This window comes from Streptomyces sp. NPDC050121, assembly GCF_044460385.1.
Taxonomy (GTDB): domain Bacteria; phylum Actinomycetota; class Actinomycetes; order Streptomycetales; family Streptomycetaceae; genus Streptomyces; species Streptomyces soliscabiei.
Map to the genome: position 1 here is coordinate 124,920 of NZ_JBITJV010000014.1, position 16,452 is coordinate 141,371.

Below are 16,452 nucleotides of genomic sequence, written 5' to 3' on the forward strand. Positions count from 1 at the left end.
CCCCCCTCCCGCCGTCCTCTTCGCTCTCCTCTTCACCGTCCTCTTCACCCGCTACTTCTTCCCATTCTTCGTCTTCTCCGAAGGCGTCGGTCCCGGTGTCGCCGGTCTCGCCGTCGCTGGTGGAGCAGGCGTTGAACCCCGGCGCCTCGATCACCGTCGCCAAGCGGGTGCGGACCCCGGCGGTGCCGCCCAAGCCGGACGTGGTGCTGCTGGTGGACAACACGGGGAGCATGGGCAGCGTCATCGCCAACGTGAAGGCCAACCTGCCCACGATCGTCGACCAGGTCTTCGGCGTGCAGCCCGACTCCCGGTTCGCCGTCGCGAGCTTCGGCGACCAGAACGACCCGGAGGTCGGCGCCGCCCGCCTCTTCCTCCTCCACCAGCCCTTCACCGACGACCGCGCTGCCATCCAGCGCGGCGTCGATCAACTGGACGCCCATTACGGCGACGACGTGCCGGAGGACTGGGGCAACGGGCTGTACGAGGTGGCGACGGGGGCGGGCGGCCGCAACACCTTCCGGGACGGGGCCACACCCGTCGTCGTCCTCGTCGGTGACGCACCCACCCACGAACCGAGCAACCACCACCACCTGGCGGACGTCGAACAGACGCTCAAGGACCACGGCGTCAAGGTCCTCGCCGTAGGCGTCGGCGGAGACGGGCTCGACGAATACGACCAAGCCACACAGGTCACCGAGGCCACCGGCGGTACGTACCTCCGGGGCATCAACGCGAACGACGTGTCGAACGCCATCGTCCAGGGCCTGACGAACCTGCCGGTCACCGTCGGCCACCGGCTCGTCGAATGCGACCGCTCGCTCAGCGTCTCGCTCTCTCCGCCGAGCGTCCGGCTGACCAGCGGCCAGACCGCCTCCTTCAGCGAGCAGATCACGGTGTCCCCGGACGCACCGCAGGGCTCCACCCTGTCCTGCACGGTCCAGTTCACCCTCGGCCCGGCGGCGGACCCGGCCTACCGGGAGCAGATCCGCATCACCGTCAACGACGTGACCGCGCCGGCGGTGACCGTCGACGACCGCACGGTGGAAGCCACCGGCCCGGGCGGCGCGGTCGTCGACTATCCGGCCGTCGCGCACGACAACGTCGACGGCGACGTCCCGGTGTCGTGCGAGCCGCCCTCCGGGACGCGCTTCCCGATCGGGCGGACGACGGTCACCTGCACGGCGACCGACAAGGCGGGCAACACCGGCCGCGACACGGCCGTGTTCACCGTCGTCGACACGACCGCGCCGGCGGTGAACGTCGACGATCGCACCGTCGAGGCGACCGGCCCCGACGGCGCCGTGATCACCTATCCGGCCACGGCCACGGACCTCGTGGACGGCGACGTCGCGGTGGTGTGCGAGCCGTCCTCCGGTTCGACGTTCCCGATCGGGAAGACCACCGTCACCTGCACCGCGACCGACGCCGCCGGCAACACCGGCACCGACACCGCCGAGTTCACGGTGACCGACTCGACCGGCCCCCTCGTCACCGTCGATGACCGCACCGTGGAGGCGACCGGGCCCGGCGGCGCGGTCGTGGAGTACCCCGCGTCGGCGCAGGACACGGTCGACGGGCAGGTACCGGTCACCTGCGCACCGCCGTCGGGTTCGCTGTTCCCGATCGGGGCGACGACGGTGACCTGCACGGCGACGGACTCCCGCGAGAACACCGGTCAGGACACCGCCGTCGTCACCGTCGTCGACACCACCGCGCCGATCGTGACCGTCGACGACATGACGGTGGAGGCCACCGGTCCCGACGGCGCGGTCGTGGAGTACGGCGCCACCGCCGTCGACACCGTCGACGGATCGACGAAGGTCACCTGCACGCCGCCCCCCGGCACCACCTTCCCGGTCGGGGCGACCACCGTCACCTGCACATCGACGGACGCGCACGAGAACACCGGTACGGACACCGCCGTGATCACGGTGGTCGACACGACCGCGCCCGCCGTCACCGTGGACGACCGCACCGTGCCGGCAACCGGTCCCGCCGGCGCCGTGATCGAGTACACCGCCACGGCCCAGGACCTCGTCGACGGAATCGTGGCCGTCACCTGCACGCCCCTGTCCGGTTCCACCTTCCCGGTCGGCAAGACCACCGTGACCTGCACCGCGACCGACGCCGCCGGCAACACCGGCACCGACACCGCCGTCTTCACCGTCGTCGACGACGGCAAGCCCGTCGTCCAGGTCGACGACCGGACCGTACGCACCCTCAGCCGGGCCGGCGCACCCGTCACCTACACCGCCACCGCCCAGGACGTCGTCGACGGCGCCCTGCCCACCACCTGCACCCCGCCCTCCGGGGCGAACTTCCCACTCGGGAAGACGACCGTCACCTGCACGGCCACCGACAAAGCGGGGAACACCGGCAGCGACACCGCCGTCGTGACCGTCATCCTGATCCCGCCCGTGCCGGTCGCACCCGCAGCCGACCTCGCCGTGACCGCCGCCGCCGACCCGCAGCCTGCCTTCACCGGCGGCACCGTCACAGCGACGTTCACCCTCACCAACGCGGGACCGGACAACGCGACGAACGTCGTCCTGGCCAGCGGGACACCCGGGTCCGCCACCGTGGTGAGCCCCCAGGACCGCTGCACCGCCGCCCGCCCCTGCACCCTGCCGGCCGGCGGCCGCATCCAGGTCACCACCCGGCTGTCGTACGACAAGGCCACCAGCGGCACCCTGACGGCGCGGGTCGCCGGCACGCCGACCGACCCGCGTCCCGCGAACAACACCGACACGGTCCGGCTCCGGGTCCTGAAGCCCGTGCTGACCGCCGGGCCCGCCGTCGCCCGGCTCGGCGACGTCGTCCTCGCCGAGGGCCGCGACTTCCCCGCCGGAACCGTCGTACAACTGAAGTGGAGTCAGGGCATCACCGCGGCGACCGTTCCGGTGCGGGTGGGCGCCGACGGAACGTTCCGCACCCAGGTCCTCGTCCTGCGCAAGGACCGGACCGGACCCCGGCTGCTGCGCGCCACAGGACCCGGATACGACCCGCTCACCGCGCAGGTCCTCGTCGTGCCCCGCAGCCTCCAGCCACCCGACTTCATCGGCCGCGGATGAGCAAGGCGAAGGGGGAACCGTGATCCACGAGGTGGACGACGCACTGCGCGCTCTCGTACGCAACGACGCCCTGAGCGGCACACAGGTCAGCGTCATGTTCGACGCACCCACCCGCGAGTGGGCGGCCAAGGTCAACGCCCCCACCGTCAATCTGTACCTCTACGACATCCGGGAGGACATGCGCCGCCGCTCCCGCGGCCTGTCCAACGAGTACGACGACCGGGGCACCGTCATCGCCCGGCACCGCCCGCCCCGGTACTTCAAGCTGTCCTACCTGATCACCGCCTGGACCCGGCGCCCCGAGGACGAACACCGCCTGTTGTCGTCCCTGCTGCTGTGCCTGCTCAGCAGCGACGCCATGCCCAGCCGACACATGACCGGCTCACTGGCCGAGCTTCCCCTGTCGGTGCCGATGACGATCGCGCTGCCGCCCCCCGAGGACCGGGCGTTCGCGGATGTGTGGAGCGCGCTCGGCGGTGAGCTGAAGCCCTCCCTTGACCTCGTGGTCAGCCTCCCCCTCGTCGGCACGGGCACCGTCGCGGCCGCACCGCCGGTCACCGAGGAGGGCGGCCTGCGGCTCGGGTTGGAGAACACCGGCCACACCGACCAGGACGCCACTGGAGCGCGGGGAACCGACGCGGCGGACGAGCCGGCGGCGCGCCGCCCGCGGCCGGCACGGTCCCGGCGAGTCCGCGAATGAGCACCGACACCGAGCGGAGCGAGGAGCATCCCATCGCCGAGAACCCCAGCCTTCGCCACCTGCTGGACCGGGTGGTCCTCGTCGAGGAACGCGTACGCCGCGCCGTCGCCGCCCGCAGGCAGACCGACCCCAACCCCGACGACGCCTTCCGGGGCCTCTACCTCACCGACGACACCGTCGACCGCCTCCTGAACACCCCGCCCCGTCCCGCCGCCCCCGACCGTACGGACGCCGCCCGGCACGCCGAGGCAGAGACGCGAGCCGACACCGCCGACCCGCCCACCAGCCTGCGCCGCCTCACGAACGGCCTCGGCCTGACCGACCTCGACGTCGAGATCCTGCTCATCGCCCTCCTGCCCGATCTGGACGCCCGCTTCGAATCGTTCTACGGCTATCTCAACGACGACGTCACCCGCCGCCGCCCCTCCATCGGCCTGGCGCTGGCGCTGTGCGGGCTGCCCCCGGCGGACGCCGCCGCCCGCGCCCGCCTCGGCGCCACCGCGGCCCTGCTCTCCGGCGGCCTGCTGATCGTCGAGGACCAGGACCGTCCGTTCCTCGGGCGTGCCCTGCGGGTACCGGACCGGGTCGCCGCGCACCTGCTCGGCGACGACACTCCCGACCCGCGGGTCGCCGACCTGCTGACCCCGGCCCCGCCCGTGCCCGGCGTCGGTGACGCCGCCCCGCTGGCCCGGGCCCTCGCGGCCGAGGTCCCTCTGGCGTATCTGCGCGAGGAGCAGGGCGGCGCGGGCCCGGCTCTCGCCGCGACCGCTCTCGCCGGCGCCGGGCGTTGCGCCCTTGCCCTGGACCTGGCCCGCCTCGCCCGCGACCCGGCTCCCGCGGACGCCGTGCGCACCGCCGTACGCGAGGCCCGGCTGACCGGCGCCGGTCTGGTCTGCGCCCCGGTCGACGCCCTGGACCGGGACCGCGAACGGGCCGCCCTGCTAAGGCAGTTGACGGACACGCAGGTCCCCGTCGTCCTCGTCGGCCACACCCCCTGGGACGCCGCCTGGTCCACCCGGCCTCCGTTGCTCCTGCGCGCCCCACGAGTCGAGCCGACCGCACGAGCCGCACTGTGGCAGGCCGCGTACGGGCCCTCCGTGCCCGCAGGAATCAACGTCCCGAACCTGCTGGCGCCCTTCCTCCTCACCCCGGAGCAGATCACCCGGGCGGCCCGAAGCGCCGCCCAGAACGCGCTCCTGGACGGTGTCGAGCTGCGCCCCGAGCACATACGCCGCGGCGCCCGGGCCCAGAACTCCGCCGGACTCGACGTCCTCGCCCGCCGCATCGAACCCGCCGTCGGCTGGGACGACCTCGTCCTGCCTGCCGACACCCTCTCCCAGCTGCGGGAACTCACTGCGCGCGCCCGCCACCGCGACCGCGTCCTCGGTGAATGGCAAATGCGTCCCGGCGGCGCCCGCGGCCGGGGCGTCGTCGCCCTGTTCGCGGGCGACTCCGGCACCGGAAAGACCATGTCCGCCGAGGTCATCGCCGCCGATCTGGGCCTGGACCTCTACACCGTCGACCTGTCCACGGTCATCGACAAATACGTCGGCGAGACCGAGAAGAACCTCGAGCGCATCTTCTCCGAAGCGGCCGGGGTGAACGGCGTCCTCCTCTTCGACGAGGCCGACGCCATCTTCGGCAAGCGCTCCGAGGTCAAGGACGCCCACGACCGCTACGCCAACGTCGAGAGCGCCTACCTCCTCCAGCGCATGGAGTCCTTCGACGGCCTCGCCGTCCTCGCCACCAACCTCCGCGCCAATCTCGACGACGCCTTCACCCGCCGCCTCGACCTCGTCGTCGACTTCCCCGTCCCCGACCCCACCCAGCGCCTCGCCCTCTGGCACCGCTGCCTGGCCCCCCTCCTCCCCGGCACCGGCGACCTCGATCTCCCCTTCTGCGCGAACTCCTTCGAACTAGCCGGCGGCAACATCCGCTCCATCGCCGTCACCGCCGCCTACCTCACCGCCGACGCGGGCTCCCCGCTGACCATGCGCCAGCTGATCCACGCGGTCCAACGCGAATACCAGAAACTGGGGCGCCTTACGCTGGCGAGCGAGTTCGGGCCTTATGTGGACCTGCTTGTCCTGTGAGGGACCGGAGGACCCGGCATGAGCCGTGCGGCTGAAGATTACAGGCAGGCGCGCAGAATGCTACGGTGGTCACGTCTGTCGGCATTCTAAAAGGAGGATGAATGGTCACGCACGCCGAGTTAGTCGACAGTTTTGGTGAGAACCAGGTCTCCACGCTGTCGTGGGAATTTGTCGAGCAGCACGTCACCGATGCGGATGCGCGTAGAGTGCTCTCGGAGGTCGGACTACCGGAAAGCCTGCTTGATATTCTGGCTATCGGCGACTTTCGGCGCAGGCAGCCGCCGACACTGGGGGAAATGCTCGGCAGTACCAGTCGAGGGCTGCCGAATCACACCTTGAACTATCTTGTGATCGCGACGGGTATGGGTGGGGCGGCTTGCCTCAACGGGTCTGACGGCCGAGTGTACTGGTTCAAAGCCGGAGACAGATTCTCCTTCGACCTCATCAACTCTTCCCTTGACCTCTTCGTCGAGATGCTGCACCGAATCTGGTGTGATCTGGAAGATCTCGATCTGGGCCTTGAGGATGAGGATGACGAAGACGGGCAGGGCGACGACGTTGCCGATACGCTTCGTCGATTGGTTACGGAGTTGCGACCGGTGGACCCGGAAAGCTTTGAGAGCCCGGTCAAGTTCTGGCAGCACGTCATCCTGTTTGCGTTGCGGCATATCGCCGAGCAGTGAAAAATTCTGAAACCGAGGTCGTTACTTCCCGACGTATCCGTGGTTCACGACCCAGGAATCATCAACACCCGCGGCGTCCACCATGTCGATCCGCTTCTGCAGTTCATCGTTTCGTCGTTTGAGGTTTTCCAGGAAGGTCCGGCGCGCCTGCATATCTTCGTTCGTCATTGTTTCCTTCTCCTCGGGTGTCAGGTCCCGCGCGGGATCGGTGCTGTCGGGGTCCCGGATATCCAAGGCGGCAGCGTTCAATACGGAGACGTCAATTCCCCGGGCCTTGAGAATCGCAATGCCGGCGACGCCGGGGTCATTGGTCTGCTTGATTCGGAACCACTCCCGCCGGTGGTCTGTACCGGTTACGGGTATCTGATCCCATCCTTCGGCCCGCCGCTTGGTCTCCGCCCGGGTCTCTGACTTGGGATGGCCAGTGAAGCGCTTCGGTAGCGATCCCGGCTTCTTTCCCTGAGCTTTCCTGGCTTCTCGGATCTCTTTTTCCGAGGAAATCTTCTTTGCTTGAACCAGTTCGTTGAAAATTCTTGGATATCGCTGCCTGATTTCACCGGTGAAATCAGTCTGACCGTGATACATGGAGCTGGCCGCTACCGACGCGCGCACGGTTGCCGACTTGGCTGCGAGATCGTTTCCGACGAAGTCACCAATGTAGTTTGCGCAATTGACGCAGGGGCTGCGGTTGACCTCGTACCGCACGGATATTTCTTCAACCTGGTCAGCTTGTGCGGGCATTTTTGGCAGGTCGACTCTCTGGAAGAGCAGCGTCACGTGTTCTTCAGCGTGAGCCTGTGTCACCTTGTGAACCTGCTCGTATACCTTTGGGTCCTCGGCGCTCTGGTGTTTGCGTACCCTGATCTTGTCCTCGCCTGCTACCTTCCACGTCAGCACTCCGCGTGCGACGGTCGGCTGGTCCTCAGGACGGGGCTTCTTCTCTGCCTCCTTTCCGTCGAGCAATTTATTAAGTTCGGCATGCGACTCATCCGTCACCTCGTCAAGCTTCTCGGCTTCCTTCTTCCAGATCCGAACTTCCTCCTCGGACCACGCCAGTGCTCCGGCATCGCCGTCGGCAACATTTGGAGAGTTGATGAAGACTTCATCGCTGGACTCGTGCGGACTGCCGTGGGCATTGACTCGGAATGAATGCGGACCGGTCTTTACCATCCGGAGTGAAGTCAGCCCCTGCTTGGCGTATTTCTGATACACCTGGTGAAGAACAGTGGGCATCCGCTCGGTCTCGGTTCCCTCCGCCAATCGATTCCGCGCCTCAGCCGACGCCGCTTTCAGGACTTTAGTCTTGTCCTTGGGAGGGCCAGATCTGTTGTCATTCATATCTTTATTCGCCTGTTTGCTGGATTTATTCTTAAACTTCGCCCAAAGCGCCTTGGCTTTCTTCGCGATGAAGTCGACGATCTTGTCGATCGCCTTGTTGACCGGCTTGGCGACCGCGTGGAAGACCTGTTTGACCTTGGCCGCGAGGTTGCCGACGCCCAGCAGGGCCGCGAGGAAGCCGATGAGGACGGGGATGGAGGCGGCGAGGGCGCCTTCGATGAGGGCGGGGACGCCGCCACCGCCGCCGCTTGCTATGGCGATGACCGCGTCCAGGATCGAGTTGACGAACTGGATGATCTGGGCGCCCTGGGTCACCACGAACGTGACGATGTCGATGATGCCCTTGACCGCGCGGACGAAGGCCGAGGCGGGGTTGAGGAGGGAGATGATCCAGGTGATGCCCGCGACGATGACGGTGGGGATCAGGTAGGAGGTGAGCTTCCCGAGGATCGTCGACTTCAGGTCGCCGACGGAGGCCTTGATGTGGTCCACCGCGCCTGCCGGGCCCTCCTTCTGGAGGGCCTGCGCGACGGGGACGGACTGTTCCGCGGCGCTGACCGCCTGGTCGGGGACACCCTTGCGGGTGATACGGGCGCGGATGTTGGCCCAGGTCAGCCCCAGCATGCCGGCGATCAGCTGGATGATGCCCTTGAGGTCGAACTTGGCGGGCAGGTTCAGGCCTGCGCTGACGGCCGTGCCCAGGAGCCAGGAGATCAGGCCCTTTTTGAGATGGTCGGCGATGTTGCCCATGAACTGCTTCAGGCCCGCGCCGACCGCGGTGACCAGGTTGCGGAGGAACCCGATGGGGTCCTTGATGATGTTCATGACCGCCGTGGCGGCCTTCGCCAGGACACCGAGCAGCATGTTCTTCAGCTCGATGATGGTCTGGATGACCCCGACGACGGCGTCCTTGGCCTTGGCGATCAGGCCCTTGTTCTCCTCCTGGAGCTTCTTGATCTCGTCGTCGACCGCGTTCAGCGCCTGCGTGTACTTCTGGGCGAGGTCCTGGACCAGCTGGTCCGATTTCGCGTTGACGTCGGCTTCCAGTCCGTCGAACTTCTCCGTGAAGTCCTGGGCGGCCTGCTGGCCGAACTTCTTCAGGTCGGCGGGGAGTCTGTCGACCTCTGCCTTGAGTTCGGCGCGCCCGCGCGCGATGCGGTCCTTGGCCTTGCCCAGTTCGACGCCGATGACGTCGGCGATGGAGGAGATGACGTTCTGCATCTGCGCGACGTAGAGCTTGCGGGACTCCTGGAAGAGCTGGTTGGCCTCCTCGGGCAGGCCCGCGAACTTGTCCTTGACCCACTTGAGTTTGCCGGTCCAGCCGGAGTACCGCTTGTCCTTGTAGGCGTCCATCCGGCGTTTCTGGTCCGCCATGAAGGCGTCCCGCGCGGCCTTCTCACCGGCCGTGAACCTCTCGTCGACGAGCTTGTCCAGGCCGGAGAGGGTCCTCTCCACGTCCGTCTTCGTGCCGTCGAAGACCTTCTGCAGGCGCGCGGTGACCTCGGCGCGTCTGCGTTCGTCGGCGGACTTGGCGGCGCCCTTGCCGCCGTCGACCTGCTTGCCGGTGGCGGTGCGGGTGGCGGCGAGGCCGGTCATGGCCTGGGCGCCGACGGCCGCCGCGCCCTGCTTGGCGGCGGCCAGCTGCTTGGCCTCGGCGCCGCGGGCGTGCCCCGGCGCCGTCGCGGAGTGCTTCTCGCCCTCCTTCTTCGCCGTCAACGCGTCGGTGAAGGCCGGCTCGTTGCTCTTGGCGAGCTGGTCCTCCGTCACCTCGGCGTCGGCCAGCTGCTGGTTGACCTGGGCGGGGCCGCCGGAGAAGTCGGTGACCGCGTCCGGTTGCTTCGCCGGGACCGCGCCTGCCGGGTTCGGGGCGCCGGGGACGGGCGGGGGAGCGTCGGGGGTGAGCGGGGTGACCGGCTTGTCCTTGGCCTTGGACAGGTCGGGGCCGGCCTTGGTGGTGGAGTCGATCTCCTTGGCGGAGGCCGCCTTCCCCTGGCTGACTTGGCCACTGACCCGGCCCTTGACGGCCTCCGCCTTGCCGGACTTGGAGAAGTGGTCGGCCTCGTCGAGGTTCTTCGGGGCCTGCGCGGCGATGGCCTGGTTGACGGCGGCGATGAAGGCGGCCTTGTCGAACACGCCGGGCTTGGCGGCGTTCATCTTCTCGGCCTGCGCGGCCTTGCCCTGGGCCTGCCTGTCGTCCGGCGGGGCGACGGCGGCCTTCTGCGCGGCCTCCGACTCCGCGGCTGCGGGAGCGTGCCGGGAGGCCGCGGTCTTCTTCGCCCGCACCTCGGACTTCAGACCCTGGAAGGCGGGTGAAGCGGACGGCGGCTGTTTGACCGGCGGAGCGGGGGCGGCCGTCGAGGGCGCGGCCGCGGCCTGGCGCTGCACGACGAGCCGCGCCACCGCCGCGTTCCCCGCACCTGTCTGCAGCAGACGCAACTGCTGCGGGGTGAGTTCCGCCGGCGGGGCGCTCTCCGGCCCGGCCGCGGTGGTGGGTGAGGTGGATTCCTCAGCCGTGGGCCGGGCCTGTGCCTGTGCCTGTGCCTGGGCCTGGGCGGGGGCTGCCGGGCGTGCCGGCGCCGCGCTGGTCCTTGCGCTGGGTCTTTTGTCCGGCGCCGCCTTCATGGCCGCAAGTGTTCGGGTTCGTGGCTACTCGTACACGAGAAGGGCGGGTACGGCCGGGGGAAGGGCGGCCTGCCTCATCGGGCAGTGGGCTGTGCACCGCGCCGCGGACGACGACGCGTTCCGGGTGATCGCGGCCGGAGCCAGAATCTGCTTCGGCCGCAGGTCAAGGAGGAGTGGGTATGCCGTCGTATCTGTCCCCAGGCATCTACGTCGAAGAAGTGGAGGCCGGGGCACGACCGATCGAGGGAGTGGGCACCTCGGTCGCCGCGTTTCTCGGCTTCGCCCCACAAGGGCCCCTGAACGAACCGACACTGGTCACCAACTGGAGCCAGTACGTGGGCGCATTCGGCGACTTCGTCGAGGGTTCCTATCTGGCGTCCGCCGTGTACGGCTACTTCGCCAACGGCGGCGGGAACTGTTACGTCGTCCGGATCGGTGACGGCGGGAGTGGCGTCGCGGGCGAACTGCCGAGCGGGTCCGCCGGTGGGACGGCGGGCGGCGGGTCCGCAGCCGAGGCGCTGCTCGGCGGATTCCGGGTCCGGGCACTGCCGGCCGTCACCGGTGAGATCACGGTCGAGGTCGGCGCGGCGGACGGCGAGGCGCCGCCGAGCGAGGCGTTCAAGCTGGTGGTCAAGGTGGACGGGGAGGAGAAGGAGACCTACCCCTCGGTGTCCGCGCGCCGCGGCAAGGACAACGTCGTCACCAAGGTCAAGGAGAAGTCGCAGATCATCGCCCTGGAGGAGGTCAGCAGGGCCGCCGCGTCGACAAAGCCCGACACCGGCACGGTCGTCCTCGCGGCCGGGTCCGGCACGGCGCCCGCTCCTGCCGGCTCCGGCACGGTCGCGCTGTCGGCCGACGACTACATCGGCGACGCGGACGAGCGGACGGGCTTTGGCGGGCTGGAGGCCATCGACGAGATCACCACGGTGGCCGTGCCCGACCTGATGAGCGCCCACCAGCGAGGCATCGTCGACGACGAGACCGTCATCGCGGTGCAGCAGGCCCTGATCGCCCACTGCGAGTTGATGGGCGACCGGGTCGCCATCCTGGACGCTCCCCCCGGGCTGTCGCCGCAGCAGATCAAGAACTGGCGGATGGACACGGCCGGCTTCGATTCGAAGTTCGCGACGCTCTACTACCCATGGATCAAGGTTTTCGACCCGTCGGTCGGCCGTAACACCTTCGTCCCGCCGAGCGGGCACATAGCCGGGGTGTGGGCTCGCAACGACGAGTCGCGCGGTGTGCACAAGGCGCCGGCGAACGAGGTCCTGCGGGGCGCGGTCGGCCTCCAGACGCAGATCACCAAGGGCGAGCACGACCTGCTGAACCCGATCGGCGTCAACTGCGTCCGCTCCTTCCCGGGCCGCGGGATCCGGGTGTGGGGCGCCCGCACCCTGTCCTCCGACCCCGCCTGGCGCTACCTGAACGTCCGCCGGCTCTTCAACTACCTCGAGGAGTCGATCCTGACGGGCACGCAATGGGTCGTCTTCGAACCGAACGACGACGCCCTGTGGGCACGTATCAGGCGCACCATCTCGGCGTTCCTGGTCAACGAGTGGCGTAAGGGCGCGTTGTTCGGGCTGACCCCGGACGAGGCCTTCTACGTCAAGTGCGACCGGGAGACCAACCCCGCCGAGAGCATCGACGCCGGCCAGGTCATCTGCGAGGTCGGGGTCGCTCCGGTCAAGCCCGCGGAGTTCGTGGTGTTCCGGCTGGCACAGCTGTCGGGCGGCACGGGATCGGTCGACGAGTAACAGCACGCATGCGGGTCACGGCCCCACGACGGTGGGCCGGCCGCGGATCGGTCCCGGGGCGGTGGAAGACCGCCGCTCCACACACGAGATGAGCTATGGAGGCTGGGATGGCACTCCCCGAACTTGACAGCTCTGTCGGCCACTCCTTCGGGCTGGAGTTCGACGGCGTGGTGATCAAGCAGATCACCGAGGTCAGCGGCTTGAAGATGGAACAGGACGTCATCGAGCTCAAGCAGAACACCACCGACGGAAAGTACGCCGTCAAGAAGCTGCCGGGCCGCCCCAAGGCCGGCGAGGTCACCGTCACCCGCGGTCTGACCGAGGACAACAGCTTCGAGGCGTGGATCAAGTCGTCCCGCTTCGGGAAGATGGGCGACGCCCGCAAGAACGGCGCGATCATCGTCTACGACTACGAGGGCAGCGCGATCAAGCGCTACCAGTTGATCAACGCCTGGCCGAAGGCGCTGGAGATCGGCACCCTCAAGGCGGGCGACACCTCGGTGCTCACCGAGAAGCTCTCGATCACGTACGAGAGCATGGAAGTTGAGTGATGCGCAGAGGGACGCCCGCTCCGGCGCGGCCGGCGGCACAGTCGTCGCCGGGTGCACCGGAGCACGACCGCACCGGCGGGCCGGGCGAGAGCGCGAGCGGTGCGGGGCGTGACACGCTCCGCACCGAGTTCGCCTTCGAACTGCCGCGGGGGTACGTCGACGACTCCGGCACCGTCCACCGGCACGGTGTGATGCGGCTGGCCACCGCCCGCGACGAGCTCATCCCGCTGCGGGACGACCGGGTGCGGGAGAACTCCGCGTACCTGTCAGTGGTCCTGATCGCCCGGGTGATCACCCGGATCGGCACCATCGAGGACGTCCACGCGGGCCTCGTGGAGGACCTGTTCGCCTCGGACCTCGCCTTCCTCCAGGACTTCTACCGGCGGATCAACGCGGAGGGCCACACCCGGGCCGCGGTCACCTGCCCTTCCTGCCAGGAACACTTCGCGGTGGACCTCGCCGGGGGCCGCCTGGGGGAATCGTGACGTACGCGGTCGAGCGCCTTTACGAGGAGATCGCGTACCTGGCCTATCACTTCCACTGGCCGCTCGAAGAGCTGCTCGATCTGGAACATCCCGAACGGCAGCGGTACGTCGAGCAGATCGCCCGTCTCAACGGGCGGTGAGAGGACACCGAGATGGGACTGCTGTCCTGGCTGACGAGGAACGGTGAAGGCTCGCGGGGCGGCGTCACGGAGCCCGGGACGCGAGCGCGCGCCGACGCCGGGACGACGCCACCCGGGCCGGACGCGACGCCGGACGCACACGTCACGGGCGGGTGGCGGTCGACGCCCCCCGTGCAGCGGACTCTGAGCGCCCCCATGGGGCTGGTCACCGACCCCCGCGGGTTCGGTGGGCGGCTGGGTACCTGGCAGGATCCGACCGTCACGGGCCCGCTCGGCCATCTCGTCAGCGCCCGGGCGCCGTCCGGCGTGGGTCACGGGCTGGCGGAACCCATGCCGCCGGTGCAGCGGACGAGCATACGGCCGGAGGCACACGCCTTCGGCGGATCGCGGGAGGCGCAGAATCCCGTGCGGGGCGAGGACGGCGGGTGGGCAGACCGGCCGGGTGACCGGCCGGACGACCCCCATGGCACGGTTGGCCCGACCGTCCAGGGGACGGTGTCGTCCCCGGGTCCGGGAATGTCGGTGCCCGAGGGCCTTCGGGCGGGCGCACCGGTGGCGCTTCCCCTGGCGTCACTCCAGCGGACGGCCGTGCTGCCGATCGCGCCGGCGCGGGACACGGCACCGACCGCTCCGGCGATGGTCATGCGGGTGCCCGCCGTCCCGGCAGGCCCCGTACCCACCCGGCCCCTGGTCGTGGCGGAGCCACCGGACGAACCGGCGCGGGAACTCACGCCGGTCCCCGCGTCAGACCCGGACCCTGACCCCGGCCCCCTGACACCGGACAGCCCGGACGAGCCCGTCGCCGGACTGCTCGCCGCACCCGACACGCCTGCGGGGCAGGATGAGGAGGGCGGCGTCGTCCAGCGAACCGAAGCGTCGGGCACCGCCCGTGCGACGCCAGTACGGGACACGCCCGCGCCCCCGCTCGCCTCGCCGCGCACCGGCACGGCCGCCGGCCAGGGACCGGACACCGCCCCCACCGCCCCGCTCATCGGCGGCGCGGGCGACGCCGGGCCTGCCGTGCGGCCCGCTGTGCAGTCCGTTGTGCAGCGTGACGTCGCGGTCCCGCCGCGTCCGCGGCACCGGGGTCTCGGCGAGCCGCTCACCGCGCTGCCGCCCACCGCCCTGCCCCTTCCGGGCCCGACGGCGACACCGGCGGAGTCCGCCGCCGCGTCGCCTTCCGTCGCCTCCGACACGTACGTCTCCCGAACCGTGGAGGTCCCGGAGGCCCCGGAGGACCCGGCGGCCCCGGAGGCCCTGAGCGTCTCGCCCGCTCCGGATGAGGCGGCGGTGCAGGACCTGGCGGCAGACCCGGCCGAGCCCGCGGTGCCGTCGTCCGACGGGGAGGCCACCGCGCCACTGCTCGGCGACACGCCACCCTTGACCACGGACCCGGTGGACCTAGGCACAGTGCTCTCGCCCGAGACGGGGACAGACGCCGGCGCCGAACCCGTAAGACCAGGTCAGCTGCCCGTCCCGGGCACCGGTCCCGGAATGGACACCGGTCCCGGGCGGGTCACCGGTTTCGGCTCGGGCTCCGGCTCGGGGTTGGGCACCGGTTTCGGGTTGGGATCCGGCTCGGGGTCGGGCTCCGGTTCCGGCTCGGGCTCCGGCTCGGGATCGGGTACCGGCCCGGGGGCGGGGTCGGGTCCAGGCCCGGATGCCGTCTCCGGGACCGCCGCCACTTCCGGTGGCGCCGCGCCGTCGGGACCGGTGGCGGTGCAGCGACTCGATGTGCTCGACGTTCCCGGCGGCTCACCCGCCGCACTCCCGGCGACCGCTGCGACGCCGGTGCGCGCGGAAGCCGATCCGGCGCCGCTGCTCGGGGACGCCGGACCGCTCGCGGTGAGTGACAAGGTGGTGGTCGAGGCAGCCGGACCGGGGGAGATGGTGACGGCCGCGACGCCCATGCCGATGCGGCGGCTGGACGCGGTGAACGCGGCGGACGCCGCCACGCTTCCCGGTACGGCGCCCGAGACGGGGGCGGGGACGGATGCCGGGCCGGTGGCCCAAGGCGGCGGCCCCGTCTTCCCACTGGTGGCGCAGCGGTCGCTGCCTCTCTACACAGTGCCCGAACCAGCACCCTCCGCCGAGGCGCCGGCCGCCACCGAGCCTGCGGCAGCGGTCCCGGTCCGATGGGAGCGGGTCGGCGGCGGACCGTCCGCCCCCGGGGCCGGCGGTTCCGGCGGCCGTGCCTGGTCCGCCGACACCGTGCCCGACGGCCCTCGCGGTGGGCCCACCGCGACCGACGGCGGCAGCGCCTACCCCGGCACCGCCACCGCCACCGCCGCCGGCCACGCGGGCGGTGTCGTGCAGCGGACCACTGACGCCGGTGCGACGGCTCGCGCCGATGGCGCCCCGCCTGCCTGGTCCTACGGCGACGTAGGCCGCCCCGGGCGCCCGGAATTCCCCGGCGGTTCGGCTCCCGGTGCCGCCGTCCTCCCCGATGGCCTCCTCCAGCCCTCCACCCGGGCGCTTCAAGGCCCGGACGCCCTCGGCCCCTCGGTCCCGTTGCAACGGCTCGCGGCGGTGCCCGGTGTCGCTCCGTCGCCTGTACCCCACTTCGCCACGCCATCGCTCCCGTCCCCACCCCTCCGGGGACGGGCCCCGTCGGCTCCCGCGCTGTCCGGCGTCAGCGCGGGGGCCGCGGCGGTCGCCGCCGGGGTGGCCCAGTGGATGCCGGACGGCTCCGTGGAGTTCACCGCGCCCGCCGTGCAACGCGCCGAGGACGGCGCGTCGGCCGACGCGCCGCCCGTCGACCCGCCGACCCCGCCCGAGCCGGCCGCTCCATCGGCGGCGGAGCCGTCGGCGTCGACGTCGACCGCCGCCCCGGGGAAGACCGCCGGGTCGGGCGTCCCCAAGGTCACGGACGAACTCGTCCGAGCCCTGGTCGCCCCCCTCAGCAGGCTGCTCAGAGCGGAGCTGCGCATCGAACGCGAACGCGCCGGCACCTTGATCCACACCAGGCATTGACAGATCACCAGGCATTGACAGATCACCAGACATTGACAGATC

General features: G+C 70.3%; 10 protein-coding genes. 9 read left to right on the forward strand and 1 reads right to left on the reverse strand.

Annotation, left to right across the window (positions count from 1 at the left end; translation table 11 throughout):
- Positions 1 to 95: 95 nt before the first annotated feature.
- From ACIBTS_RS22505 to ACIBTS_RS22520, 4 genes are all read left to right on the forward strand, one after another.
- On the forward strand, positions 96 to 3,071 hold the full coding sequence (locus tag ACIBTS_RS22505) for an HYR domain-containing protein (protein WP_399321567.1): 2,976 nt from the start codon (positions 96 to 98) through the stop codon (positions 3,069 to 3,071).
- 19 nt (positions 3,072 to 3,090) lie between these two features.
- Complete coding sequence (locus tag ACIBTS_RS22510; protein ID WP_399321569.1) at positions 3,091 to 3,771, forward strand: DUF4255 domain-containing protein; 681 nt, start codon at positions 3,091 to 3,093, stop codon at positions 3,769 to 3,771.
- Positions 3,768 to 5,864 carry an ATP-binding protein gene (locus ACIBTS_RS22515; RefSeq protein ID WP_399321571.1) on the forward strand — a complete coding sequence of 699 codons (2,097 nt, stop codon included), beginning with the start codon at positions 3,768 to 3,770 and terminating at the stop codon, positions 5,862 to 5,864. Before ACIBTS_RS22510 ends, ACIBTS_RS22515 begins: the two co-directional genes overlap by 4 nt.
- A 101-nt stretch (positions 5,865 to 5,965) precedes the next feature.
- Entirely contained in the window at positions 5,966 to 6,547 is a 582-nt protein-coding gene (locus ACIBTS_RS22520; RefSeq protein WP_399321573.1) for an SUKH-4 family immunity protein, read from the forward strand.
- A 21-nt stretch (positions 6,548 to 6,568) separates the two neighbouring features.
- Here the strand turns inward: ACIBTS_RS22520 and ACIBTS_RS22525 are convergent, their stop codons facing one another.
- Positions 6,569 to 10,039 (reverse strand): hypothetical protein, encoded by a 3,471-nt coding sequence (locus ACIBTS_RS22525; RefSeq protein ID WP_399321575.1) that lies wholly within the window; start codon positions 10,037 to 10,039, stop codon positions 6,569 to 6,571.
- Between the two features lie 647 nt (positions 10,040 to 10,686).
- Here ACIBTS_RS22525 and ACIBTS_RS22530 point away from each other — a divergent pair.
- The 5 genes from ACIBTS_RS22530 to ACIBTS_RS22550 all read left to right on the forward strand — a co-directional run bounded on the left by ACIBTS_RS22530 (position 10,687) and on the right by ACIBTS_RS22550 (position 16,410).
- A complete protein-coding gene (locus ACIBTS_RS22530) occupies positions 10,687 to 12,261 on the forward strand; it encodes a phage tail sheath subtilisin-like domain-containing protein (RefSeq protein ID WP_319672507.1) in 1,575 nt (524 codons plus the stop codon).
- 107 nt (positions 12,262 to 12,368) lie between these two features.
- Entirely contained in the window at positions 12,369 to 12,812 is a 444-nt protein-coding gene (locus ACIBTS_RS22535) for a phage tail protein (protein ID WP_079658072.1), read from the forward strand.
- The gene (locus tag ACIBTS_RS22540; RefSeq protein WP_079658071.1) at positions 12,812 to 13,297 is read left to right on the forward strand and encodes a hypothetical protein; all 486 of its coding nucleotides are present in this window, start codon (positions 12,812 to 12,814) and stop codon (positions 13,295 to 13,297) included. The genes ACIBTS_RS22535 and ACIBTS_RS22540 overlap by 1 nt, the downstream gene beginning before the upstream one ends.
- The gene (locus tag ACIBTS_RS22545) at positions 13,294 to 13,437 is read left to right on the forward strand and encodes a DUF6760 family protein (protein WP_099935404.1); all 144 of its coding nucleotides are present in this window, start codon (positions 13,294 to 13,296) and stop codon (positions 13,435 to 13,437) included. Before ACIBTS_RS22540 ends, ACIBTS_RS22545 begins: the two co-directional genes overlap by 4 nt.
- A gap of 12 nt (positions 13,438 to 13,449) precedes the next feature.
- Entirely contained in the window at positions 13,450 to 16,410 is a 2,961-nt protein-coding gene (locus ACIBTS_RS22550) for a hypothetical protein (RefSeq protein WP_399321578.1), read from the forward strand.
- The last annotated feature ends 42 nt before the right edge of the window (positions 16,411 to 16,452 follow it).

What these genes read in the sequence shown, in the direction of transcription:
- ACIBTS_RS22550 (WP_399321578.1), top strand. Translation starts at nt 13,450, where the DNA reads ATGGGACTGCTGTCCTGGCTGACGAGGAACGGTGAAGGCTCGCGGGGC.
- ACIBTS_RS22535 (WP_079658072.1), top strand. Translation starts at nt 12,369, where the DNA reads ATGGCACTCCCCGAACTTGACAGCTCTGTCGGCCACTCCTTCGGGCTG.
- ACIBTS_RS22530 (WP_319672507.1), top strand. Translation starts at nt 10,687, where the DNA reads ATGCCGTCGTATCTGTCCCCAGGCATCTACGTCGAAGAAGTGGAGGCC.
- ACIBTS_RS22515 (WP_399321571.1), top strand. Translation starts at nt 3,768, where the DNA reads ATGAGCACCGACACCGAGCGGAGCGAGGAGCATCCCATCGCCGAGAAC.
- ACIBTS_RS22525 (WP_399321575.1), bottom strand. Translation starts at nt 10,039, where the DNA reads ATGAACGCCGCCAAGCCCGGCGTGTTCGACAAGGCCGCCTTCATCGCC.
- ACIBTS_RS22540 (WP_079658071.1), top strand. Translation starts at nt 12,812, where the DNA reads ATGCGCAGAGGGACGCCCGCTCCGGCGCGGCCGGCGGCACAGTCGTCG.
- ACIBTS_RS22520 (WP_399321573.1), top strand. Translation starts at nt 5,966, where the DNA reads ATGGTCACGCACGCCGAGTTAGTCGACAGTTTTGGTGAGAACCAGGTC.